Consider the following 22,418-nt stretch of genomic DNA (forward strand, 5'->3'; position numbering starts at 1 on the left):
ACGAAGCACACTGTACGCGCACGCAGCGCCGCCGTGGACTTTCCGCGCTCGGAACACCTGCGGTGACCCTGAAGAGTGGCGAGACCATCGTCGACGAACTCGCCGTCGCCGATGCGCATCCCGTTAGGTACGCGGCCGTTCGCCCGCGAGCAATACGTCGCCGAGTGCCGGACGACGGCCGAGGGCGTGCTGATTGCGAGCGAGCGGGATCGCTTCCTCGCCGTCGTACAGCGGACCGCGGAACCGGGGGGCGGCGAATGGGATCAGTTGACGTTCACCGTCTCCGATGCTTGTGCTCGACCGTGCGCCTGCGACCGGCGAGGGATCTTCTGATGTCCATGATCACCGCTGCCGCGTCGACAGCACCATCAATACGGTCCCCAGACCAGCGCCTGCGCGGCGATCACATTCTCGCCGTTGTAGGTGACGGCGGGGGGACCCTGCAACCGATAGCCCTGATCGAGTAGGTCGCTGACCCGCTCACAGAATGCCGCGTCGTCGACGCCGGTGATCAGTCGGTAGCGCAGGGGTTGATCGTCGGTCATACCGCCAGCTTAAAGCGGTGTGCGCGATGAGCGGGCCGATTGCCGCAGCGCCCAACGCGGGACAGAAGCGTGTCGCCCTGCGCGCGAGTCTCGGGTCCGGCCGTATTCAGCCGTGGCCCGGCGCTTTCAACCCGTTGGTGGCCGAGCTGATCCAGGAGATCGGCGTCGAAGGCGGCTATGTGTCGGGCGCGGTGACGTCGGCCGCGGCATCAAGGGCCTCGACGTGGCCGTCGAACACCAGAGCATATGCGGATGCCGGGCCCGATCTGATCCTCACCGAGGCGCTGGCTGATATCGCCGAATTCGCGAAATTTCGTGCGGTGGTGAATGTCCCGCTACTTGCCGATATGACCGAGTTCGGCACATCGGAATTGCTCTCGGCCGGGGCGCTGGAGGACCTCGGCTACAACGCGGCCATGCTGGAACGCATTGCCGGGCAGTCGGCCGCCAACGCTCTATTCGACCGCCGTCGCAGTACACCGGTGTGCCGCAGCGGAAGTTGCTCGTCGGAAGTGGGGTGCACTGGTAGGCGTTCCCCGGGCGATCTCCCCGAACCGCATCCGAACCAAGCAAGCGTTTGGTGTAATCGGAGAGATCGAACCGAGCGATGCGGCACGGCCGCGTCGGCGCGAGAAAGTGAGTGAGCCGAATGTCGAGTCCCGACGAGATCGTCAGCGCCATGTGCAGAAGCTGGTCGGATCCCGACCCGGACACGATCAGCGCCTTCTTCGCCGAAGACGCCGTCTACCACAACATCCCGATGGAGCCGATTCACGGTCGCACGGCCATCCGCGACTTCATCGCAGGCTTCCTCACCACCTTCGACGCCATCGACTTCGACATTCACCATCAGGTCGTCAATGGCAACGTTGTCATGAACGAGCGCACCGATACGTTGCGCGGCAACGGCCGCGACACACCGCTCCCGGTGATGGGTGTCTTCGAGGTGACCGACGGTGCCATCACCGCCTGGCGCGACTACTTCGATATGGCAGCCATCCACAGGGCATTCGGGTTGTAGGTTCGACGTCGGGACCGGCAGCGCGACGATGGGCTGCCGAATCGACCGATCAGTGCGGTTCTGCGGCGCGCGGGGAAGCCGCGGGCAGCTCGAAATGCCGGGCGAACGCCTCGTCGATCAGTTCCGAGGCGGCGCGGGTGACGATGAGCCGTGCGATGGCGAGATCGGTCTCGAGCCTGGCGCGATCCTTCGGCGTCCGTTGGGACTGCTCGTAGGTTTGCCCGGCCAGTCGGTAGAACAGTTCCGTGGCATACCGGTCGGCGATCCGATCGCAGTCCGCTCGGAGCCGTTCGACCAGATGGAAGGTGTCCGGCGCGGGTAATCCGGAGTCGGCGAGCCGGGTGGCCAGATCGCAGGCACGCGGGTTCGTGAGCCGATACGCCTCGAGAGGGTCGTCGCTGGTGGCGAGGGCCTGCTTCGCGTACTCGGGAAGGTCGGGATAGCTGTCTTCGAGCTGCGGTTCGGCCGAAGCGGCCGGTTCCGGGCTGTCCTGGCTGCTGACGCCGAGAACGTCGGCAAGTCCGTCGCCGCGATCCCAGGCCTCCAACAGCTCGCGGATGCCGTTGAGCTTCATGCCGCGACCCAGCAGACGGCTGATCGTCTGCAGCCGGTCGAGATGGTCCGACCCGTAGTAACCGATCCGCCCGCGCACCTCGGGGGAGGGCAGCAACCCTCGCTCGTGATACACGCGGACACTGCGCACGGTGGTGTCGGCTGCCCGTGCCAGTTCGTCGATTGTGAAGTGTGATTCTGCAGCCATGTTTACCAGGAAACCATAATCGGGGCCCCCTCGAAAATGGACCGTTCAATAACGCGCCGTCAAAAAACGGTATCGCAGGGTTGCCACCGTGTCAACGTGCCGTTACTTAGTGGCGCAAAGTGTTGCCTGCAGGGCCAATGGCGCGCTAACGTGCGTCTACCAGCTATCGCGGCTGGGTTCCGGGGACTGTCGAGCAGCCCTGATGACCTTCCGATCCATGGGACACGCCTCTCTGTCGGCGTGCCCTCGGCATCCCCGGAGATGGCTATGAGTATTACGCGTATCGCGCCGCGGGCGACGGCAACCCCTGCGCCGGCGAAGATCTCACCGATCAAGACCAAGTCGGCCCAGCGCCCACCCTGCGCGGACGGGCCCGACGATTGGGACATGGACGCCGGGAACCCCGACTCCTGGCGAACCGCAGTCGGTACGTGTCGGAGGTGCCCACTGCTCGCGCAATGCGAGCAGATGGTGCAGGCGCTCATCGAGCGCGGTGACGGTCCCCGCGCGATGATCTGGGCGGGTGTGGCATACGACAATTCCGGCAATGTCGTCGAGAATCTCGACCGGCACCGGACCGCGCCGATTGATCACAAGCGGCCTATGCAGATCATTCGCAATGGTCCTCGGCAGCTTCGTACGACGCCGGCGCTGACGGCTCCGCGTAGGCACATCGTGCTGGGCAGGCCCCTGAAGCCCACCGGGACCGAGGTGCTGTGACTAGGCTGCGTGCAGCTTCGACGAATCTCTCTCGGATGGTGGGTAACTCATGACAGTGCTGGCGTTGGAGATCGCCACCTCGTGGTTCGCGGTCAGCGAGATCGCCTCGGACGTGGATACCGATGACGTACGCAGAATTCCGGTGCCGGCGCGTGGTGCGTGGGAACAGTGCCGCGAGCTGCTGCTCGAGGTCGCTGCGGGTCGGGAAGTCACTGCCTTGGGTATTGCTTCGGCGGGCCCGATCGATATGGCTGCCGGAGTGGTTGCGCCGCTCGACGTTCCCGAATGGCGTTCGGGTTTCGCCCTCGTCGCCGCGGCGCGGGCGGCGTTTCCGTCGGCCACTGTCCGCCTTGCCCTCGACGGGGTCTGTCTGGCGCTCGGCGAGCAGAATCTCGGCACCACCAAAGGCGTCATGGATTCGTTGGTGATGAACGTGTCCGACCGTGTCTGTGGCGGGGTCATGGTGGGTGGATTCGTTGTTGTCGGACGGACCGGGAACGCCGGTCACGTTGGACACGTACTGGTTCCGGGCTTCGATGACCGGTGTGACTGCGGCGGTCGCGGCTGCCTGGAGGCGGTCGCGGGCGGCACGGCGGCGCTGCGGTGGGCGCAGGCGCAGGGCTGGGCAGGACTGACTGTCCCTGCGCTGGTCGAGGCCGCAGTAATGGGCGAGGAAATCCCGGCCGCGGCGATGGGGCGGGCGGGCACGGCGCTCGGCAGGGCGATCGCGTCGGTGACCGCGCTGCTGGACGTCGATCTCGTCGCCATCGGCGGAGTTCTCTCCGAAGCCGGACCCGCGTTGTGGAAACCGCTCAACGAAGCAGTCGCTACCCATGCCAGGCTCAGCTTTCTGTCCGGTTTGCGCGTGGTGCAGTCGACACTCGGCCCGATCTCCGTACTGGCGGGTGCCGGCGTGCTCGCACTGACGGCACCGGGCGACTGACCAGGGCGGCAGCCCGCGCGACCGCCCGTCGCGCCCAGCGGCGGGCTCGGGCGGATGCGGCCCGAAAACTACGGTTGCATTGAGCCGCTAAACAACGGTACATTGCCTAAGTCACGGGATGTCTCATCTGGGTCATGCCCGGAACAACGGCTGAAGCGGGCAATATGCGATGCGTAGTGAAGCAGTGATTCCATGGCTGACGGTGGAAACCCTGACGCCTGGCGTCATGTCGGTGGCCTCCATAGGCAATGAGCCGCGAGGTTTCGCGGGTTGGCAGCGCGCGCTGCAGCGGGTGCTGTCGAAAACGCCTGCGCTCTACGACAATCTCACCACTCCGATGCTCACCCAGGCCATCAGTGCGGCTCGTGACCAGGCTGAGGACGTCGACCTCACGGTGCCGACCGGATCCGGGCCACACAAGCTGCTGATCAGGCCGGTATTCGGGCCGGCGGGTGATGTGCACGCGATCCGGCTGTGGCTCGGGCCTGCTACCGCGCAGGTGCCCGAGTTGAGTCCTGCGGTCGGCGCGATTTGGGACCTCGACAGCCAGACCATCGAACAACCGAGCGGCATGACGCAGCTCTCCGGTATCTCTCCGGAGCAGTACGTACCGAGAATGTCCATCGCCGAGCTGTTTCATCGCGTGTCGACCTTTGATCGGCACGGCGAGGTTCTCGATCTGCTCTACAACCCCAAACCCGGCGACAAGTTGCAGTTCGAGACCTCCGTTGCGCACGGTCCTGCCCGTCCCGGGCGGTGGCGGATCACCATTCGGGCGCGTGACGACGAGCGCGGGCGCGGCGCGTGGTGGTTGATCGAGGACATCACGTCGGACAACGAGCCATCGGCCTGGCCGACACTCGAGCGGATCGGGTTGCGCGAGGCGCATCGTCGCGCCGGAACTCATCTCGCCATCGTTCAGCTCGAACACACCAGCATTGCGCATTGGCTCACCGACCCGGCGCCCTGGATTCGATGGGACTATTTGTTCCGGCCGGTGGATGTGTTTCATTCCGACGACCGGTCCCGGCTGGTCGAGCTCAGTGATCGGCTCCAGTCCGGCGACAGTGTCGGCGTCACCGTCCGTGCCCTCAACTACGGCGGCGGCTACACGCCGACTTCGGTACTGCTGTACCCATATCCGGGGTACTCCAGCGGACGGCTCGCGATCGCCCAACTCGTTCGCGTCGGCTACGACGTTCCGGTCCTCGAGCCCAGCCGCACCTCCGTGGAGCCGCGGCAACTGAGTGCGCCGATCGGCTACGACGATCAATTGCGCCACTGGTTGGCGGGCCGGGTCCAGCGGAGCCCCGCGTGGTGACACGCCATTCCCACTCATGGGAATGGACCGCCGGTCGGGATCGGATGTGCTCTCTACCATTTCTGGAGTGAGGACAGTGGGTCGCGGTGCAGAATCAGGCGAAGCTTTGCTTCGCCGGATGGCCGCGCGACGCCGCCGCGACAATATCTTGGTCGCCGTGCTTGCGGTACTCGCCGTACTCGGTGGTGGCCACGCGGTTTTCAGCATGTTTTCCTCGGGTCCCCCGCCGCCGTCGGACAACACCACGACCGCGATTGTCGGACGTGCGCAATTGGCGGGCGCCTTTGCCGAACAATTTGTCGTTACTTATCTGACTGCTGTTGCCGGACAACAGGATCGGGTCGGCGAATACGTCGGCAGTGCGCAACAGATATCCCTGCCGACGACCACGCGTGTGGTATCCGATCCCGCCGTGGTCTATGTCTCGCGCTCGACATCCACCGGCGGTCTCGACGTCTGGTCGGTGACCGTGTCGGCTCGGGTCGGCAAGGGCACGACGGCGACGGCCGCCGACCCTCGGCTGTTCTACCGGGTCGCGGTGTCGTTGTCCGAAGGACGGTTACGCGCGTTGTCGGTGCCCGCCATGGTGGAGCCGCCGGCACGGGGCGCCGATCTGGCGCTGGCTTACTCGACCCCCTGTGCGGCGGATACCCCGCTGGCCCAGGTCGCGGCCGGATTCCTCGGTGCGCTGCTCGCCAATTCGGGCGACGTCGTCCGGTACACGTCGCAGGACGCGGCTATCACGGCGCTCAAACCGGCTCCTTTCACTGCCGTCGAACTCGTCTCGCTCGCCGCCGATGACACCAGTTGCGGTACCGGCAAGACCAAGGCTCAGGTGTTGGCCACCATCAACCCGAAAGCCGACGGCGGCGCTACAGCGACGCTGGCATATCCGCTGTCGATGGTCCGCAACGGCGGGCAGTGGCAGGTGCAGTCCATAGATTCGGTACCCGCACTGGCGAATCCGCTGGCGATCGTCGGCGCACAGGACTCCCACGGCGCGGGGGCATCAATCACGTCGACCGCACCGCCGACAACGACGGTGCAAATACCGCCGGCCAAGCAGAATTGATCCGAGAAGAGGCCCCCGATGGGTAATCTCAGCTACATCCTCTATGGCGTTCTGATGTTCGTTCGCTGGGCGGGATTGATTGTCATCACCATCCTGAGCATGGGTGTGTTGATCTCCGAAGCGGCCAAATCGAAGCTCTCGCCTGCCAAGATCCTCACGGTCGCCGGATCGGCAATCCTTGCCGCAGTGATGTTCTGGATTCTGCCGACACTGGTCAACTACGCGCGTACAGATGCGAACATCGTCGTCCCGGACCATCCGATCGGTGGCTATCGGTGAGCCAGACGATCAAGGTGTTCACGCCGATCAAACGCGTTCCCACCATGATCGGTAAGGCGCAGAACGGGCAGAAGCTGCCTTTCGGGCCTTACACACTGCCGCAGGTCGTCGGCGCGGTCGTCCTGATGACGATTGCGTCGGTGTGCGCCATGGTCATTCCGATCAACCCCGCGGTGACCTTCTTGACCGGCCTGGCCATCACGGTGGCGGCGGTTTTCGCCATCGGGTTGGTGCCCTACAACGGTGTGCGGATGACCTCACGAGCGTTGTGGGTGGGTCGACTGATCGTGAATCGTAAACCGGTCTCCGCATCCGGCATGCCGATCAGCTCCGACGCGACACGCACTACCTTGTTCGTCGAGGAGACGGTGGTTCTGCTCCTGCCCGATCCGCCGACGGCCGCCAAGGTGTCCAGTAGGCGCGACACCAGCCTCCAACTGCTCGAGGTGATGGGCAGCCGCAGTACGGCGTCGGAAGGGCGCAGCTGATGGCATTCGGACGAGATATCCAGCCGACGGCGGCGATTCGCGGACACCTACAGTTCACCCATTCGGGACTGGTCACCGCGACCTATTTCATCAATCCGCTCGGCTACGGCTTGCGTAAAGCCAGCGACAAACACGACGTGAAGGTGGCGCATCACGCCCTGATCAACAGCCTCCCGAGCGGTTCATTGCTGCTCGGGATCCAAGCGCGATTGAACACCCTCGACGTGCTCACCAAAATGGTGGAGGGCGTCGACCTCGACGAATGTGAGGACTACGCCGACGAGGTGGTCGCCTCCTACGAGCGGGTGCGCGCAATCGTGCCGCAGACGCGGATCTTCCTGCTGTCCATACCGGTAGGCGCCGCCAATGCGGGAATGTCTGCGCTGTCGAGGGTCTGGCGCGGCAGCACCGCCACGATCGATGCGACCTCGATCTCACGAGCAGAGTTGGATGCTTACGACGAGAAGGCCAACGAGATACTTTCTCGTATCGGCGGTGAGTTCGACCCGGTGCCCGTGCCTGCCGCGCTGTTTCAGTGGATGTGGGAGCACTATCTCTCGCGTGGCGCCGCCGGTGATCCGGTCGCGCCGACCCGGGCGGGAGCATTGGACGACGCCACGGCGGCGGTCTTCCGCTCTGCGGCGCTCGACGAAGGAGCACAGGCCGACAGCACCCGACGCATCCGGCCGTCGTTCATCCCCGTGATCAAGGTGGTACAGCCGGATTTCGAGTATCGACCCTCCTATCAGGCGATGCTCACTCCACATTCGTTCCCGTACTCGGGGATGCAGTTTCCCGGCGGCAGCGAGTTCTTGAGCGTTCTAGAGGGCCTCGGCGACGTTACCGTCGACTGGGGCATGCGGATCTCGACGAAGCCGGCCGACCAGGTGCTCAAGAACAATGAGCTGAATCTGCGGCGCCTCGGCGAGCAGATGGACCAGCGTGATCAAGAGATCTCCTTCGCGCAGAATACGCTGACCTCAAAAGCTCAAATGCTCGGCGAATACAACCAGCATTTCGAGGTCAACGGCGGTGAGTCGGAGGTGTCGTTCACTACCGTCATCGCGATCGGCGGCCCATCGCGCGAGACGACGATGGATGCGGTCAACACGCTCAAACGCCGCTACAAGCGTTTCCAGGTAGAGATGACCGCGCCGGTCGGTACCCAGGTCGACCTGTGGTCGATGCTGATACCCGGCAGCGCACCTCGGCGGGCATTCGACGATTTCGCCCATATCGTCCCCTCGGATATGTGGGCGGGCTTCGTGCCGTTCACCACCAACCAGGTCGGTGACGACAGTGGTCCGGTGATCGGGGTCAATCTGTTGTCCGGCAATTTCGAGCCGATTCACTTCGGCATCATGGAAGCGGCGCTGCACGATCTCTCCGCCTCGTTCGCGGTTACCGGTGAGCTCGGTTCGGGTAAGTCGTACTTCCTGAAGCTCATGGCGGTGCTTGTTCACGATATGGGCGGCCAGTTCCTTGCCATCGATCGCAGCCAGGTGGGGGAGTGGGAGCATTTCGCTTCCTCGATCGACCAGGCTGTCGTCATCGACCTGGCGAATCCGACGGTGTCCTTGGACCCGTTGCGTCTGTTCGCGCCGAGGATAGCGGGCGAGCGCGCTCTCGATTCGATTCTGCCGCTGTTGGATCTGTCCCCGACCTCCGGTGCCGGCGCAGCGGCAAGTAATCTGTTGACTCCGAAAGGCATGGCTGAGCACAAGATTCGCAGCCTGCTCGATCTGTTCCATGTCGTCCAAAGGTTGCGTGACCAGCCGGGCAATGCGGAGGAATACGCCGATCTCGCCTCGCGTCTCGGTACAGTTGTCGAGCGGATCCCGGTGTTGTTCGACCCGAAGCTGCGACCGTTGCAGCTCACTGCCGCCGCGACCGTCGTGCGCAGCCACAATCTGGCGCTGCCGACGGCCGAAGAACTGATCACCCCGCATCTCTACAATCGGCTGCCGCTGACGAAGCGGCTCGGCACCGCCCTCTATGAGCTGGTCGGCGTCGCGGCGCGGGAGGCTTTCCTTACCGACAACGGTCGTTTCGGACTGCTTGTCGGTGACGAGGCGCACCATTTCACGCAAACCCAGGTCGGCTCTGCAGTGACCTCGGACTTCAGCAGGGATGGCCGTAAGCATTTGGCCGCGATCGGTTTGGCCTCGCACGACCCCGCGACGGACTTCCAAGGTGCGGCGCACAATCTGATTCCCAACCGGTTCATCTTCCGGCAGCGCGATGAAACACTGGCCCGTAACAGTCTGGAATGGCTCGGTGTCGATCTGGACGAAGCGCCGTTCCTGTTGCAGATCTTGCGAGAAGAGACTTCGCCGCCGATCGGGCCCGGCCGCCAAGTACCGGAAGAACGACGCGGCGAGATGTTCATGCGCGACGCGTTGAACCGGATCGGGCGCGGTAAGGTGCTCGGACCGGCTCGCGCGGACCGTGCAAGGGCCATCACCAGCACGCCGACCAGCGGCAACGGGACGCGTACCGCGATATCGCAACGACAAGTCGCGCCATGATCGGCCGTTTCAGTCGAAACCTCGAATTCCCCGAGCCGCGAAAGTCTTTGCTCGCTTGGGAACTGGAATTCTGGGATCCGGATCGTTGGCAGCCCCAGGCGGTTGTCCAACGCGTACGTGACTGGATCGGCGCCACGCGGAAACGGCGGTGGGCGGCATGGACCTTGTCGCTCGTCATCGGTTTGCTCGTGGTTCCCGGCGTCGTCGGCGCGGTGGCGACCGCGCAGGCCACCACCACCTCTACGGGGTCATCGACCAACAGCGCGCTCAGCTGGATGAATGTCAGGGACTCCTCGGGGGTCCCGCTCTCGTCCTATGTTTTTGCCACCGATCGGGGCAGTCTGTGGAACCCGGGGAACACAGCGATTTCCCTGGTCCTCAATCTGGAGTTCGCCGGCTGGTTGGTCATGGTGACGACCGCGGTCTGGTTGATCGGCTATGCGCTGAGTTTCCGGTGGCTGGATATGTTCGCGGAGGCGTTGCATTCGTTCTCCGAGAGTCTGGTCCGCCAGATCGCCACGCCTCAGATGCTGCTGACCGCAGCGGCGATCGGTGCGTTTTTCGTCGCGTGGTTCATTGTCCGCGGATACCACGCGAAGGCAGCGATCCAGGTGTTGACCATGCTGATGGTGGCAGTACTCGGTCCACTTTTCCTCGCCTCACCGTTGGAGGACGTGCTTTCGTCGGACGGTTTGTTGGCCCAAGGTCGGAATGTGGGTATCTCTGTTGCCGCGGGATTGAACGGCGACAACAATCCGAATCCGAATCAGCTGGTAGCGACGATGCAGGAGGACTTGGCGGACAACTTCGCGCGACGGCCGTTGCAGGTGTGGAACTTCGGCCACATCATCGATGACCGGGTCTCGTGTGCCGCGGCGTGGACGGCGGGGGCAGGCAACGAGGATCGAGTGCGGAAGGGGATGAAGGACTGCCAGGACGACTATGCGCACTGGGCGACCGAGCATCCGAGTGTCGGGCAGATCGGTGCCGGTCTGTTGCTGCTGATCTCTGGCATCGTCCTGCTCGCCTTCGCAGTGGTGTTGGCGGTCAAGGTGATCTGGGCCGCGCTCGACACGATCTATCACTCGATCATGGCTGTCTTCGGATTCGCGGCGGGCGGATTCATATACGGGGTGACCCAGACATTTCTGGTGCGAAATTTGGTCGATGCGTTCGTTTCCGCGGCGCGTATGGCGATCTTCACCATTTTCCTCGGACTCTATGTGCTGTTCCTCGGTGGTTTGTTCCGGCAGGCCGATGGTCAGGTCATGGCAGTATTCGTGATCGGCGCGATAGTCGAGATCATCGCCATTCTGCAACTGCGGAGACTGAGCGACGGAATCAATAAAGGCAATGTCTGGATTGCAAATCGATTCTCGTTGGCGCTGCACGGGCCCGGTAAGGGAGGAGGAGGCGGCGGCGGCGGTACGGCCATAGGTATGGGTGGTGTCGGTACCAAGCGCACGATGGGAGCGGGTGCGCTCACTGCGCTCGGTGCGTTGGCTACGGTAGGTTCGTCTCCGCTCACCGAATGGGTTGCGGGAAAAACGCGGTCGCCATTCAGGCCCTATGCCAGGATGGAGAAGAAGGCGCTCCGTAATTCGCTACAATATTCTTCCCAACCGTGGCATGCGGACGCGAATGCGCAATCCATCATGAAATTCGTGCAGTTCTCGACGGGTGCACGCAAAGCCGCCGAACAATGGGGCGGTGTCAATACCTATCGCGGTGCAGCGGCAGCCCTTCAGGGTCTGCACGATTCCGGCGGTAGCATCGATGCGGCGTGGGGTGCCCTGACGGGCGCTGGATTCACCGACGAAACACTGATGCACAACGCCATTGTGTCTTGGAAACGTGCCTCGGACGATGCCGAGGACGAAACCTTGCAGTACAAACACCTCGGCCACGTCGTTTCCGCCATGCAGCACGCCCAGCGCTCCGCGCATCGCCTCGAGAACGGACTCGGGTCCGCCGAAGAAGCGGCGGCGGACTTGGCGACACTGCACGAGTCCGCGTGGCGGTTCCAGCGGGCGAACGACAATTACGTCACCCTCGACGGTGGCGCGGTCGACGGTCCGCAACGGAGGTTTGTCAGAGACTATTTGCGCGATCCCAGCAAGGCGAAGCTCGAAGCACTCAATAATCTCGCGGACGGTAGCGCCGCCGGCAGCGGCCTGCTGGCGGGCATACAACCCGCGGACGCACAGCGGATGAGAAACGCGATTGGTAATCGGCATGCCAGCAATGTCCAAACGGCCGTCACCAGACTGCTTGATAATCCTACGGACAGAGAGAACTTCCGACTTGCCAGACGTGAAATCGGCTCTGCCTTGAATACCGACATGTGGGGAACCACGAAGACTCCGACACCGTGGCACTCGATTGCGCCCCCCCAGTCGGGCGCACGGGTCGGGTCCTACAACGCCGCCATGTCGGCGGTGAACGATCTGTTGAACGGCTAGGTCTCCGGTGATTCGTGGGATGGCGATCTGGTGGGTGATCGGTCTGTTCGCGGGCGGTGTACCGCTCGGGTTCTTGGTGTTCCTCACGCTCTCGATCGGGCAGCTGGCTTCTGATGGTGCAGGGATGCTGAATGATCAGTGCAAAGAGGCGGTGGGTTCGAATCCGTCGGATACCGTGACACCGAGCCCACGGAGAGTCGCCGCGGCGCCCGCCGCGAGGCCGAGTTCGTCAGCCCCCATGCCGACCAGCAACCCGCTTGGGGAGCTCGCCATCGCACCTGGAGATCCCGCAGCCTCCGACGACTGGCTGGTTGCTTGTCTCGACGCGATGAAGACTGCACCGCTACAGGGTGATCCGCTGCAGTACGTCGACGATGGGGTTGCCGGTAAATGCGCCCGTGACCTGGCTCTGACGCAGTTGGCTTCGGCGGCCCGAGTCGACGCCGCATCAATGACGCGGGCAGTGATCTACCATGCATCAGCGGCGGCCATCACCGGCCGGTGTGAACCGATCGTCTCGTACACGGTCGCCGCGGGTGACACCGGAGGGTCGACGGTCGGCGGTCGAGGCCAGCAGCCCTGCACCGACCGGCGATCGAGTCCGTCGGAGATCGTCGGCGCTGCCGTGATCGTTCTCCCGAATACCGCTGCTGCCCAGGGCGTGTGCGGCAAGCGCGTCGATCAAGGCGCTATTTCGACAGGTGACCTGATCTTCTGGGACTACGGCGATTACCGACGCACCCAAGTCGGTATCGCGGTCGAAGCCACCCAGTTGGTCACCGCCGATCCGGTATCGGGAGACGTGGTTCAGCGGGAGATCCCGAAGACCAGCGATGTCCGGGTGAAGCGGGTGCTGGAGAGTGCCCGTTGACGAGTACAGAGCTGTGGCCTCAAGGGCCTGACGGCGTGGTCGAGGGCGCAGAGGACGAAGCCGACAGTTCTGCCGGCCCCCCGGTGACACCATGGTCGGATCGGCCGGCACGTAGGCAGGGAAGCCCTTGGCTGGGGGCCCCGGCGTCGCCTGGCGTGCAGACCTCACCGGTGTCCCCGGTCCCGCCGGCGGCGACGAGTCCGCCGGGTGACAGCGAGACTTCGCTGAGCACGCCGAGGCCGCAGCAAGCCGGTCCGTCCACTGGTCGGGTACCTCCTGGTGCAGCGCCTACTCATCCGTGGCCTGCCAAGCCTGCACCCGCGCAGCCGGTGCCTGCGCAGCCTGCTCCCGTGCCTCCTGCTCCTGCTCCTGCTGCCGTCACGCCGAGTCCGCCGGTCCGGCAGGCTCCTACCGCACCTCTCGCGGCGCGTGAAACCCCCCATGAGAGAGCGGAACCGCCGGAGCCACTGACCAACCCGGACATGCTCAGCGCGGCCCTGCCCGCAGCGGCGATGGCGGGGACCATGGCGCTGTCTACGCTGCCGATGATCGCCTCCGCGCTGGCGGGCCTCGCCGGAGGCGGGCAAGGTGACCGCGGAGGTGGAGACAGTGAAATCGGCGACGGGGGACTGTCCCCCGAATCCGAACGCGCACTGAAGGTGCTGGAGCTGCTCGCCAAGGTGTACGGCGACGACGAAACCACCGACCCTGATGTCGAAGCCCTACGCAAGGAATTGGGAATCACCCCTGGCTCCGGCAGCACCGGCTCAGGTCGCACCGGTGCGGGCAGCGCCGGTGCGGGCAGCGCCGGCAAGGGCGAGACCGCTAACGCCGTCCGAGCCCGCCAAATGTTCCAGCGCAACGCCGCTACCGCGTTCAACAACGTCGACAACCAACTCCTCCGCTACATGTCCGGCCTCGCAGGCAACACCAAGGTCGACAAAAGGGCAGTCCTCGCGTTGGTCCGCGAAGTCAATGTCGCACTCGCCCAGTTGGGTCCGCAGGCCTACACCAAGCAAGGACAGCAGAAGGTTCGCCAAATTCTCGCCGCCGCATTGCAGAAAGCTCACACTATTGTCGCATCCAGCAACTCCAACTCCACCGAAACCGCGAATGCCATCAGCCGCCTGACGAACCAATACCTCTACAACATCGCGGGTCAGAGTTACACGCCGGCAACGGGCACCGCCGACGGCCAGATGCCAAGCGGCACAGTGGGTGACTGGATCAAACAGGCGATGGACATCTTGCAACAGAGCGGGTGTGACATGAGCAGGGTCGATGCCGCGTCGATCGCGACCATCATCCAGAACGAATCCGACGGAAATCCGTTCGCGATCAACCTGTCGGACAGTAACTTCCAGCGAGGAACGCCGTCGAAAGGTCTGATGCAGACTATCGATCCCACGTTCAACCAGTACGCTCTGCCCGGCCACACCAACATCTACAACCCCGTCGACAACATCATCGCGGGTGTGCGATACGCCATCGATGAGTACGGCGCGGTCAGCAATTCGAGGGGCATCAAGGCTCTTCGCAGCGGTCAAGACTATGTCGGGTACTGATGGCATCGACGAGGCAGGATCCGCTAGAGCCCGCCACTGTCGACGCTGCAACCGACGTGGACGCGGACACGAGGCCGAGCGTCACGACGGCCGAGCCTCGCCGTCCTACCAAAACCGCTGCGCGAGGCAGTCCTGCGCGGATGCCAGCAACGCCACCACCTGCCGCAGCTCTCCCAACTACGCTGCCGTCGGCAGCGGCAGCGCGCGGGCCTGTCGCCCCGCTGATCGCCGAATCACCCACGGCGGGAATGGGACCGGCCTCAGCCGGGCGTCCCGATGCGCTTGCCTGGTCCGCAGCGGCGACGACGCCGATGGCGGCCGCCGCGTTAGGGGCCCTCGCGACGATCGCCGCCCATTACGGCGAGGACAATCCGTCCGCCGACACCGGGCAGCCAGACTCGCCTCCGGACATTGCGGCAGCGCCGGGCAGCGCGATGGCCGGCCGCGGCGAGTTGGGCTCGCAATATGAGGCCAAGAGTCACAACACTTCTCAGCGGGTGAACACCGTAGGGTCGCTGAACGCCGAACTCGGGCACATCCTCCAAGGGGCCGCGGAAAGCAGTGCGCAGGGACGAGCGGCCATCGATTCGATCATCGCCGATGTGAATACCGCACTGATCGCGCTCGCAGGCATCTCGGATGCGACAGCCGCTCAGAACTTTCTGCTTGCCACCCTGAGCAATGCGGTGCGGCGCGCCGGATCGGTGCTGGAGCAGGGGCAAGCCGCGTCGGCGACCACTGCGGATCGGGTGCGCAAACTCACCGATCGATATCTGCAGGAGCCGCGGCCTGCCCGGCCGCGGCGTAGGCGGCGGCGGGTGGCACCACCGGACGGGCGAGCTTCCGGCGGCGGTCCACCCCGCACGCGGCCCGCGGGTCAGCAGGGCCAATGGATCGACGAGGCCCTTGCAGTGCTGCGCCAGCAGGGCTACGACACCCGCCAGATCGATCCCGCCGACATCGCTGCGATCATCCAACACGAATCGGGCGGCAATCCGAATGCCATCAACCTGTGGGACAGCAATGCCGCGGCAGGCATTCCGTCGAAGGGTTTGATGCAAACGATCGATCCGACGTTCAACTCGTACGCCCTGCCCGGCCACCGTGATATCTGGAATCCGGTCGACAACATCATTGCGGGCGTGCGGTATTCGATCGATCGCTACGGTTCGGTCAGCAACGTGCCAGGGATCGTGCAGATGCGCGGCGGCGGTTCCTACGTCGGATACTGACGGTCGGTAGCTAGGCCGTCCAGCGGGTGGCGCGGTAGTTACTCGGCAAAGGGACTGTGCCAATAGGAACTCCCGGCTTGGACGCCGCGATGCACAGACCGTTCCCGATGTACATGATGACGTGCCCCGGCAGTCCTGACGACTTGAACGAATCCGCTGGAAAGATGAGGTCGCCTGGCTGGATATTCGCCGGGTTGACCTGTGGCAGTTGGCGATACTGATCCTCTGACACACGGGGAATCCTGACACCGGCGGCGGCGGCCGAGTACTGCATCAGGCCCGAGCAGTCGAAGGAATTCGGACCCTCGTCACCGTAGATATAGGGTTTTCCGGTCTGGGCCAGAGCAACTTGGATCGCTCGTTGCGCCGCTGCCGTTGTTCCTGCACCGCTGGCACCGCCTGCACCACCAGCCGTTGGTGTGTAGTTCTGGCCCGAGATGTTGTAGAGATATTGGTTCGTGAGCTGGTTGATGGCGTTGGCGGTGTCGTTCGAGTTGGATTGTCCGGCGGAGACGATGGTGTGGGCTTTTTGTAATGCGGTGGTGAGGATTTGGCGGACTTTCTGCTGACCTTGTTTCGTGTAGGCCTGCGGACCGAGTTCGGCGAGTGCGACGTTGACCTCACGCACGAGCGCGAGGACCGCTTTCTTGTCGACTTTGTTGTTGCCTGCGAGGCCGGTGATGTAGCGGAGGAGTTGGTTGTCGACGTTGTTGAACGCGGTAGCGGCGTTGCGTTGGAACATTTGGCGGGCTCGGACGGCGTTGGCGGTTTCGCCCTTGCCGGTACTACCCGAGCCGGTACCGCCGGCGCTGCCCGAGCCAGGGGTAACGCCCAGTTCCTTGCGGAGGGCTTCGACGTCGGGGTCGGTGGTTTCGTCGTCGCCGTAGACCTTGGCGAGTAGCTCGAGCACCTTCAGTGCGCGTTCGGATTCGGGGGACAGTCCACTGTCACCGGTTTCACCACCGCCATCCCCACCACCGTTGGCGCCTTGGCCGCCACCGGCGAGACCCGACAGGGCGGAGGCGATCATCGGCAGGGCGGCCATTGCCATGGTTCCCGCCGTCGCCGCCGCGGGCAGAACCGCCCCGAGCATGTCCGGGTCTATCAGCGGCTGAGGCGGTTCCGGCTCCTCATGACGGGTTTTATGTCCCACCGGTGGTGCGGCCGGAGCCTGCTGAACCGGCGGACTCGGCGCCACCGCAGCAGGCGCAGGCTGCACAGGCACGGGCTGAGCAGGCGGGACCGCACCGGACGGAGCTGGTGCAGTCGCTCCAGGTGCCGGACCGGGTTTCTGCTGGCCCGGTGTACTCAGCGGTGTCTCGTTGCGACCTAGCGGACTGCCCACCCCGGGCTGGACCGGCGATGTCGGCGCGTCGGGCGGCACCGGGGCTCCCAGGCGGGGACGTCCCTGCTTGTGTCCTGGTCGCTCCGACCACGGTGTTACGGGACCGGTCGACTCACTGTCCGTACCGTCGTCGACCTCGAAATCGGCGCCCTGCGGCAACTCCGTACTCGTCATGACACACCCCTCGGCACCCGCTGCGTGCAGTGAAGTGCCAGTGGGGGCAGGCGACGGAGGCGCATCCGGTATTCCTCCTACGTCGATCACCGGGGCTGGAAACGGCGTGGCGGCCATGGTGATTCGTGCACGTCGCGCACGGGGTATCCAGAACCATCTTGAACCGCTCGACGGAGACCGCAGTTCCCAACAGTGGGAATCATCGACAATGAGTGCGTCGAAGGGAATGAACCCATGACCACTGCCGATATTGGACTCCCTCCCACGATTCGGCTGATGATCGATGCGGACAGTGGCGTGCTCGGCCGGCAGGTGGAACTGATCTGCGGCGGGGGACGTCATCGGTTGTTGCTGTTCGCCGCCAGATAGGTAACCGCCATGGGTTTTTGGGGAAGCCTTGCCACGGGCATCGCCGGAGTCGCTGGATACGCCATCGGCGGGCCTGCGGGTGCCGCGCTGCTCGGTGGGGTTGTCGGCGGCATCGCCGCAGCCATCGAGAGCGGTGGAGACTGGGGCGAGATCGGCAAGGGCATGGCCTATGGAGCTGTCGGCGGTCTTCTCGGTGGCGGAATTGGTGGCCTCGGCGTGCGGACCGCGTTTCAGGCGAGTGGCCGAACCGCGATCAGCTTGAGTTCCGCCGGCTTGAAATCGGCGGTGCGAGGCCGAATGCCAACCGCATGGATAGAGGCCCAGCTTCCGATGACGCTCATCGGACGCAGTACTCCGTGGCGGGGACTCATGGGCGCCGGCTTTGGTGCGGCGAAAATCGAAACTCTGGTCACGGCACCCCAATGGATCCCCGACATGATCGACCGTTATTGGGGAGATCACACACCGCCACCGCTCGGCACCATTCCCCTTATCGACATCAGCCCACCCGATATTCCGGCCGAACTTTCCCACGTGATGATGCCCAACCCGGCTGCCCTTCCGGATGGACTAGTATTGTCGCTGGTGCCGGAGACTCATTATCGAGGTCTGCCTCCTATCTATATCACAACATGGCTGAGTTTCGGCAATGGCCCGTACACGCCGCCTCCGGAAAAGCTTGCTGTGCCGGCGGTAGCTGGTGCTTCGATGGCAAATATGCCCAGCTATGTGGCGCGGGTCGATGGGCTGAGATCCATCTATGATTCCATTCGCGAGGCAGATATTGCTGTAGCGAGTGTTCTCAAAAAGACGGCTGAGGACTGCGCTGCGGGCAAGGCCGACATCGACAAACTCGTCAAAGGGGTCAATGAAATGGCGGGCACGCATCCCCATGACGTCAAGGCGATCGGGAAATATTCCGAGGCTGGAGTGTTGGACGGTACGAAATTCGCTACTGAAGCGGATTTCAATGAAGACAATTTTGTCCTCAGCGTCGTCGAGTCGGTCATGAATACCCTCAACGTCGCTATGAACGGCACAGACAAGGGCCCTGGTTGGGCAGCCAAGTTCGAGGCTTTCGCCGCCGCCATAGATGGGAAGAAACCGGAAGCTGCGACGCCGACCGATGGCGGCAAGGTCACCGACGTCAAGGTCACCGACGACAAGGTCACCGACGACAAGGTCACCGACGACAAGGTCACCGACAGGACCGGCCCTACGGGCTACACCCCCTATGCCGGCACGAATCCCGTCGGCACCGGGATCTCGACATCGCCGGTGAGCGCCGCAGTCGACGGTCCGCCGAAGTCGTGGGAATGGGACACCGGTCCGGCGAGCAAACCGGGCAGTTCGACCACCAATGACGACAGCCCTTCGCGCGCTACCGACCAGCCTGCGGCAAAAGCGGGCTCCCAGTCACCCGACGTCTCGCCGGATGCGTCATCGGAGATGCCGACTGTGCCCAGTGTGCCCGCGACACTGCCCACGCCGGCGGCCACCGGCATGCAGAACCTATTGCCGTTCCTTATGAACAACAACACGACTGGGAATCGCCGTTCCGCCGAAGACGATAGTGCGGCGGAGGGTGGCGGCCACGACACAGCGAAGACCGGTGCAGTACCGGGCAGTGCCCCGGCAGCGGCCAATCAGCCCGCATCCTCGACTCAGCAGCAGCCCGCCACCCCCTCGGCAGCGGCGCAGGCAGCGTCACCCGCTCGGGCATCGGCGACACCGATATCGGGGCTGGCGGCACAGGTACAGGCGCCGAGCGAGGAGGACAGTTTGATCTACACGTTCCCGGATGGGCGAACTCAGCGGGTCTCCAGGGTGGTCGCTCATGCGCTCGACGCCGCGTTCGGCAACGCCGCGGGCACCGATGCTCGCCAGGCCTATGCCAAGACCTCGGCCGCCGTACCTGCGGACAAGGACCTCGGCGAACCGGTTGATCCCTACCAATTGATGACCGGTGATGTCGCGTTGTGGCGCGAAAAGATACCCGGCGATGTCGAGGCCTGGCGGGAAACCGCGGCCCTCGTGGTTGCCTTCGGATCCGATGTCAACACATCTTTCGAGATGATCGTGGACGGTGAACTTCGCCCCTTCGCCGCCGAGGCGAGCGGTAAGCAGGGCGCATTCGGGCCCTTCGCCGGATTCCTGCATCCGGCCGGTATCGAGATCCCCGTGGCTGCCCCCGATGCCGCAGTTCCGACATCCACTGCGCCCGCCGACTCGTCGGCCGGTGCCTCCATTGTAGTTCCGGCATAAGGGGTATCCGTTGAATGCAAGTCCATGGGTGGGTTTCGCGGCAGATTTTGCTGTCACTCTGGGTATGGGCAAGCTTATGCCCAAAAAGTATTCCGGGATCCTGGGCGGTGCCGTAGGCGGTGGTCTGAGTGAATACCTCCAAACCGGTGATTTGGAGAAAACGATTGAAGCCGCCGGTGTCGGAGCGGCAGGTGCCGCTCTCGGCGAGGCGGGGGGAGCGTATTTGAGGAGAAAGTACACCAAGAACCTGGCGTCAAACCTGACCAACACGGGCATCGCTAAAAAGGTGAGCGATACGGGCACTGCGCTTAAAACGGCGGAAGACGATCTGGCTAATTTCGCGACTAAACACCCTCGTGCGAAAGTGGGTGGGCCCACGCACCAAGGGTACATAGACGCGCGCGATGCTGCCAAAGACGCTGCTGACGTCGCGAAGGCGGCCGCGAAGGCGGCGAAGGTGACGAGCTCGGTCGACGATCTCGAGAAGTTGAAGAAGCAAATCGAGCTCAGACAAAAACAGTTTCGTACGAAATCCCCTGCAGGTCCGGCGACACCAAGAGTCTTCGAAGGTACTAGACTCGCCGCTGGCCGTGCGCTGATCGCGATGGGCGCGAACATACTCGCCCACTCAACCGGATGGTCTCTTTTCAATAGCGATTCTTATACTCCCGACGAAGAGCCCGAAATCACCTTCATCTGGGTGGGCGATTTTGTGTCACTCTATCCGAAGGCCCCTTTCGCACCCGATACCAAGAACTTCCCGAAAACGGATCCGAATACCACAGGATTCCTGGTGCAGCCGCCAATTTTGGCCCCTGTTCTCAAGGAGTACCACGCTGGGCCGACGGGCTCGTTGGCGGTCTATCTCAACGACACTTACGGGATGTTCGGCGACCTCAAGAACGAGGTGAAGCTGAATTTGCCGCCCGCGCCAGTACTGTCGACCGCTCAGGTCGCAGGCTTGACGGGCGCAGGTGGGAAGTCGTACGAGAAAGCGGCTAGCGATATGGCGACCGCGGCGAAACACTTCAGCGACCTTCAGAAAGGGTTGCCCGATTTGCTCCATGAAGTCGGCAAAGTATCTGCGGCTGGAAAGCAAAACATCAAAGAACTCATTGCTGGTTTGAACGGGCTTGTCTACAAGTCCAAAAAAGGCAATGATGCGGAATTTATGAATGCGCTCGAGCAGGGATTTCTTGCGATCGATAATACCACCGAAGATGGCGCTAACAAGAATGAAAAGAATGCCACTCCAGTTGAAGAGTGGATAAAAGGTTTCGAAGAGAAGCAGACGAAGGCGCTTGCCGAGCAGAGTGCGACAATGAAGAAGGACATGCAAGCTTCGTTGGACGCAATGAAAGCCAGCCAACAGAACCCCGGCTTCATACCGAACCCGCCCAACTACGGCAACCTCGGCAATCCGCTCAACCCCAACAACCCCAACAGTCCGCTCAACCCCAACAGTCCGCTCAACCCCGACAGCCCGCTCAACCCCAACAACCCGCTCAACCCCGAAAACCCCAACAGCCCGCTCAACCCCGACAGCCCGAGCAACCCCAACAACATCGGCGACTCGCTCCAACGCGCAGCCGACAGCATCAGGAATCAGGCCAATGTGCCGCAGATGCCGCAAACACCGCAGTTGGCAGGAGCCGGTGCGGGCGGCATGGGCAGCGAGCTCGGCAGGCAGATGATGGAGATGGCCATGCAGCGGCAGATGATGGAGAGCATGGATCCCAGTCGGAACCAGAACTTGCAAGATGGCCTCGATCCAGATCGGTACCGAAACGATCCGGCCATGGCCTACCCGCCCGCGGCCGCCCCTCCCGTCACCGCGCAGCCTGCCGCGACGGCCCCCCCGACGACCGCCCCCCCGGTGCAGCACGTCACCCCGCCGACCAACACCGGCGTGCCAGGACAGCCGGGCGGCGCCCTTCCCGGTCGCACACCGGATCCGGACGGAAACATCGTCTACACGTTCAAATGGGAAGACGGTCGCACTCGCACCCAGAAGGTGTCGCTGGCGGTTGCCCAAGCCCTGGACATCGCGTTCGCAAGCAAAGAGGACACCAGTGCCAAGGACGCCTACAAGAACACCAAGGCCAAGTGGACCGACGACAAGAAGATCGGCGAGCGGGTCAGCCCTGGCCCGGACTTGATGACCGGAGACATCGCCATGTGGGAAGAGGGTCGCACCGCGATCGTCGTAAAGTTCGGGTCCGGTGACGAAGGCACGGACAGCTCCCTCGATGTCGTGGTGAACGGCAAACTGACGGAGCTCGCCCCATTGATGGCCGACAGCACAGGAGAATTCGGTCCGTTCAGCGGATTCGTCCATCCGCAGGGGATCGGTACAGCCGCATCGGCGGACGACGGCATGTCCGGCGGCATGCCGATGCCGGGTGATCAGTCCGCGGCCGCGGCGGTGCCGGTCGTCGCGATGCCCGCGGGCTGATTG

At 63.7% G+C, this 22,418-nt stretch carries 20 protein-coding genes; 16 read left to right on the forward strand and 4 right to left on the reverse strand.

Going from position 1 to position 22,418, the window contains the following annotated elements:
• Nucleotides 1-368: 368 nt before the first annotated feature.
• Nucleotides 369-545, reverse strand: coding sequence for a DUF1737 domain-containing protein (locus tag ACFU4Z_RS26025; protein ID WP_364902552.1), 177 nt, complete (start codon nucleotides 543-545; stop codon nucleotides 369-371).
• Nucleotides 546-571: 26 nt separating this feature from the next.
• Between ACFU4Z_RS26025 and ACFU4Z_RS26030 the strand changes: the two genes are divergently transcribed.
• Together ACFU4Z_RS26030 and ACFU4Z_RS26035 are read left to right on the forward strand one after the other, a co-directional pair.
• Nucleotides 572-1,189: a hypothetical protein gene (locus tag ACFU4Z_RS26030; RefSeq protein ID WP_379067435.1), complete on the forward strand. Its 618-nt coding sequence runs from the start codon at nucleotides 572-574 to the stop codon at nucleotides 1,187-1,189.
• A gap of 5 nt (nucleotides 1,190-1,194) precedes the next feature.
• On the forward strand, nucleotides 1,195-1,566 hold the full coding sequence (locus ACFU4Z_RS26035) for a nuclear transport factor 2 family protein (protein ID WP_379067437.1): 372 nt from the start codon (nucleotides 1,195-1,197) through the stop codon (nucleotides 1,564-1,566).
• Between the two features lie 49 nt (nucleotides 1,567-1,615).
• Here ACFU4Z_RS26035 and ACFU4Z_RS26040 read toward each other — a convergent pair whose 3' ends face one another.
• On the reverse strand, nucleotides 1,616-2,326 hold the full coding sequence (locus ACFU4Z_RS26040; protein WP_379067439.1) for a MerR family transcriptional regulator: 711 nt from the start codon (nucleotides 2,324-2,326) through the stop codon (nucleotides 1,616-1,618).
• Nucleotides 2,327-2,593: 267 nt separating this feature from the next.
• Between ACFU4Z_RS26040 and ACFU4Z_RS26045 the strand changes: the two genes are divergently transcribed.
• The 8 genes from ACFU4Z_RS26045 (at nucleotide 2,594) to ACFU4Z_RS26080 (ending at nucleotide 12,139) form a co-directional block, all read left to right on the forward strand.
• Nucleotides 2,594-3,046, forward strand: coding sequence for a hypothetical protein (locus ACFU4Z_RS26045; protein WP_379067441.1), 453 nt, complete (start codon nucleotides 2,594-2,596; stop codon nucleotides 3,044-3,046).
• Nucleotides 3,047-3,095: 49 nt separating this feature from the next.
• Nucleotides 3,096-3,989, forward strand: a complete 894-nt coding sequence (locus ACFU4Z_RS26050; protein WP_379067443.1) for an ROK family protein — start codon at nucleotides 3,096-3,098, stop codon at nucleotides 3,987-3,989.
• A 169-nt stretch (nucleotides 3,990-4,158) separates the two neighbouring features.
• On the forward strand, nucleotides 4,159-5,310 hold the full coding sequence (locus ACFU4Z_RS26055) for a GAF domain-containing protein (protein WP_379067445.1): 1,152 nt from the start codon (nucleotides 4,159-4,161) through the stop codon (nucleotides 5,308-5,310).
• Between the two features lie 118 nt (nucleotides 5,311-5,428).
• Nucleotides 5,429-6,382 (forward strand): conjugal transfer protein, encoded by a 954-nt coding sequence (locus tag ACFU4Z_RS26060; RefSeq protein ID WP_379067447.1) that lies wholly within the window; start codon nucleotides 5,429-5,431, stop codon nucleotides 6,380-6,382.
• 18 nt (nucleotides 6,383-6,400) lie between these two features.
• Complete coding sequence (locus tag ACFU4Z_RS26065; RefSeq protein ID WP_379067449.1) at nucleotides 6,401-6,661, forward strand: hypothetical protein; 261 nt, start codon at nucleotides 6,401-6,403, stop codon at nucleotides 6,659-6,661.
• A complete protein-coding gene (locus tag ACFU4Z_RS26070; RefSeq protein ID WP_379067451.1) occupies nucleotides 6,658-7,149 on the forward strand; it encodes a hypothetical protein in 492 nt (163 codons plus the stop codon). Before ACFU4Z_RS26065 ends, ACFU4Z_RS26070 begins: the two co-directional genes overlap by 4 nt.
• Nucleotides 7,149-9,677, forward strand: a complete 2,529-nt coding sequence (locus tag ACFU4Z_RS26075; RefSeq protein ID WP_379067453.1) for an ATP-binding protein — start codon at nucleotides 7,149-7,151, stop codon at nucleotides 9,675-9,677. The genes ACFU4Z_RS26070 and ACFU4Z_RS26075 overlap by 1 nt, the downstream gene beginning before the upstream one ends.
• Nucleotides 9,678-9,889: 212 nt before the next feature.
• The gene (locus ACFU4Z_RS26080; RefSeq protein WP_379067455.1) at nucleotides 9,890-12,139 is read left to right on the forward strand and encodes a hypothetical protein; all 2,250 of its coding nucleotides are present in this window, start codon (nucleotides 9,890-9,892) and stop codon (nucleotides 12,137-12,139) included.
• Between the two features lie 135 nt (nucleotides 12,140-12,274).
• Here ACFU4Z_RS26080 and ACFU4Z_RS26085 read toward each other — a convergent pair whose 3' ends face one another.
• A complete protein-coding gene (locus ACFU4Z_RS26085; protein ID WP_379067457.1) occupies nucleotides 12,275-12,412 on the reverse strand; it encodes a hypothetical protein in 138 nt (45 codons plus the stop codon).
• A 55-nt stretch (nucleotides 12,413-12,467) separates the two neighbouring features.
• Between ACFU4Z_RS26085 and ACFU4Z_RS26090 the strand changes: the two genes are divergently transcribed.
• The 3 genes from ACFU4Z_RS26090 (at nucleotide 12,468) to ACFU4Z_RS26100 (ending at nucleotide 15,807) form a co-directional block, all read left to right on the forward strand.
• Nucleotides 12,468-13,010 carry a hypothetical protein gene (locus ACFU4Z_RS26090; RefSeq protein ID WP_379067459.1) on the forward strand — a complete coding sequence of 181 codons (543 nt, stop codon included), beginning with the start codon at nucleotides 12,468-12,470 and terminating at the stop codon, nucleotides 13,008-13,010.
• A gap of 482 nt (nucleotides 13,011-13,492) precedes the next feature.
• The gene (locus tag ACFU4Z_RS26095; RefSeq protein WP_379067461.1) at nucleotides 13,493-14,575 is read left to right on the forward strand and encodes a DUF4226 domain-containing protein; all 1,083 of its coding nucleotides are present in this window, start codon (nucleotides 13,493-13,495) and stop codon (nucleotides 14,573-14,575) included.
• Nucleotides 14,576-14,823: 248 nt separating this feature from the next.
• A complete protein-coding gene (locus ACFU4Z_RS26100; RefSeq protein ID WP_379067463.1) occupies nucleotides 14,824-15,807 on the forward strand; it encodes a transglycosylase SLT domain-containing protein in 984 nt (327 codons plus the stop codon).
• 10 nt (nucleotides 15,808-15,817) lie between these two features.
• On the opposite strand, the gene ACFU4Z_RS26105 is transcribed toward ACFU4Z_RS26100, so the two are convergent.
• The gene (locus ACFU4Z_RS26105) at nucleotides 15,818-16,852 is read right to left on the reverse strand and encodes a C40 family peptidase (protein WP_379067465.1); all 1,035 of its coding nucleotides are present in this window, start codon (nucleotides 16,850-16,852) and stop codon (nucleotides 15,818-15,820) included.
• A gap of 708 nt (nucleotides 16,853-17,560) precedes the next feature.
• On the opposite strand from ACFU4Z_RS26105, the gene ACFU4Z_RS26110 reads away from it, so the two are divergent.
• The 3 genes from ACFU4Z_RS26110 (at nucleotide 17,561) to ACFU4Z_RS26120 (ending at nucleotide 22,415) form a co-directional block, all read left to right on the forward strand.
• The gene (locus tag ACFU4Z_RS26110) at nucleotides 17,561-17,695 is read left to right on the forward strand and encodes a hypothetical protein (protein ID WP_379067467.1); all 135 of its coding nucleotides are present in this window, start codon (nucleotides 17,561-17,563) and stop codon (nucleotides 17,693-17,695) included.
• Between the two features lie 9 nt (nucleotides 17,696-17,704).
• Nucleotides 17,705-19,960 (forward strand): hypothetical protein, encoded by a 2,256-nt coding sequence (locus ACFU4Z_RS26115; RefSeq protein WP_379067469.1) that lies wholly within the window; start codon nucleotides 17,705-17,707, stop codon nucleotides 19,958-19,960.
• A gap of 64 nt (nucleotides 19,961-20,024) precedes the next feature.
• On the forward strand, nucleotides 20,025-22,415 hold the full coding sequence (locus ACFU4Z_RS26120; RefSeq protein ID WP_379067471.1) for a hypothetical protein: 2,391 nt from the start codon (nucleotides 20,025-20,027) through the stop codon (nucleotides 22,413-22,415).
• The last annotated feature ends 3 nt before the right edge of the window (nucleotides 22,416-22,418 follow it).

Origin of the sequence: Nocardia sp. NPDC057440, assembly GCF_042802915.1 — a bacterium.
GTDB lineage: Bacteria > Actinomycetota > Actinomycetes > Mycobacteriales > Mycobacteriaceae > Nocardia.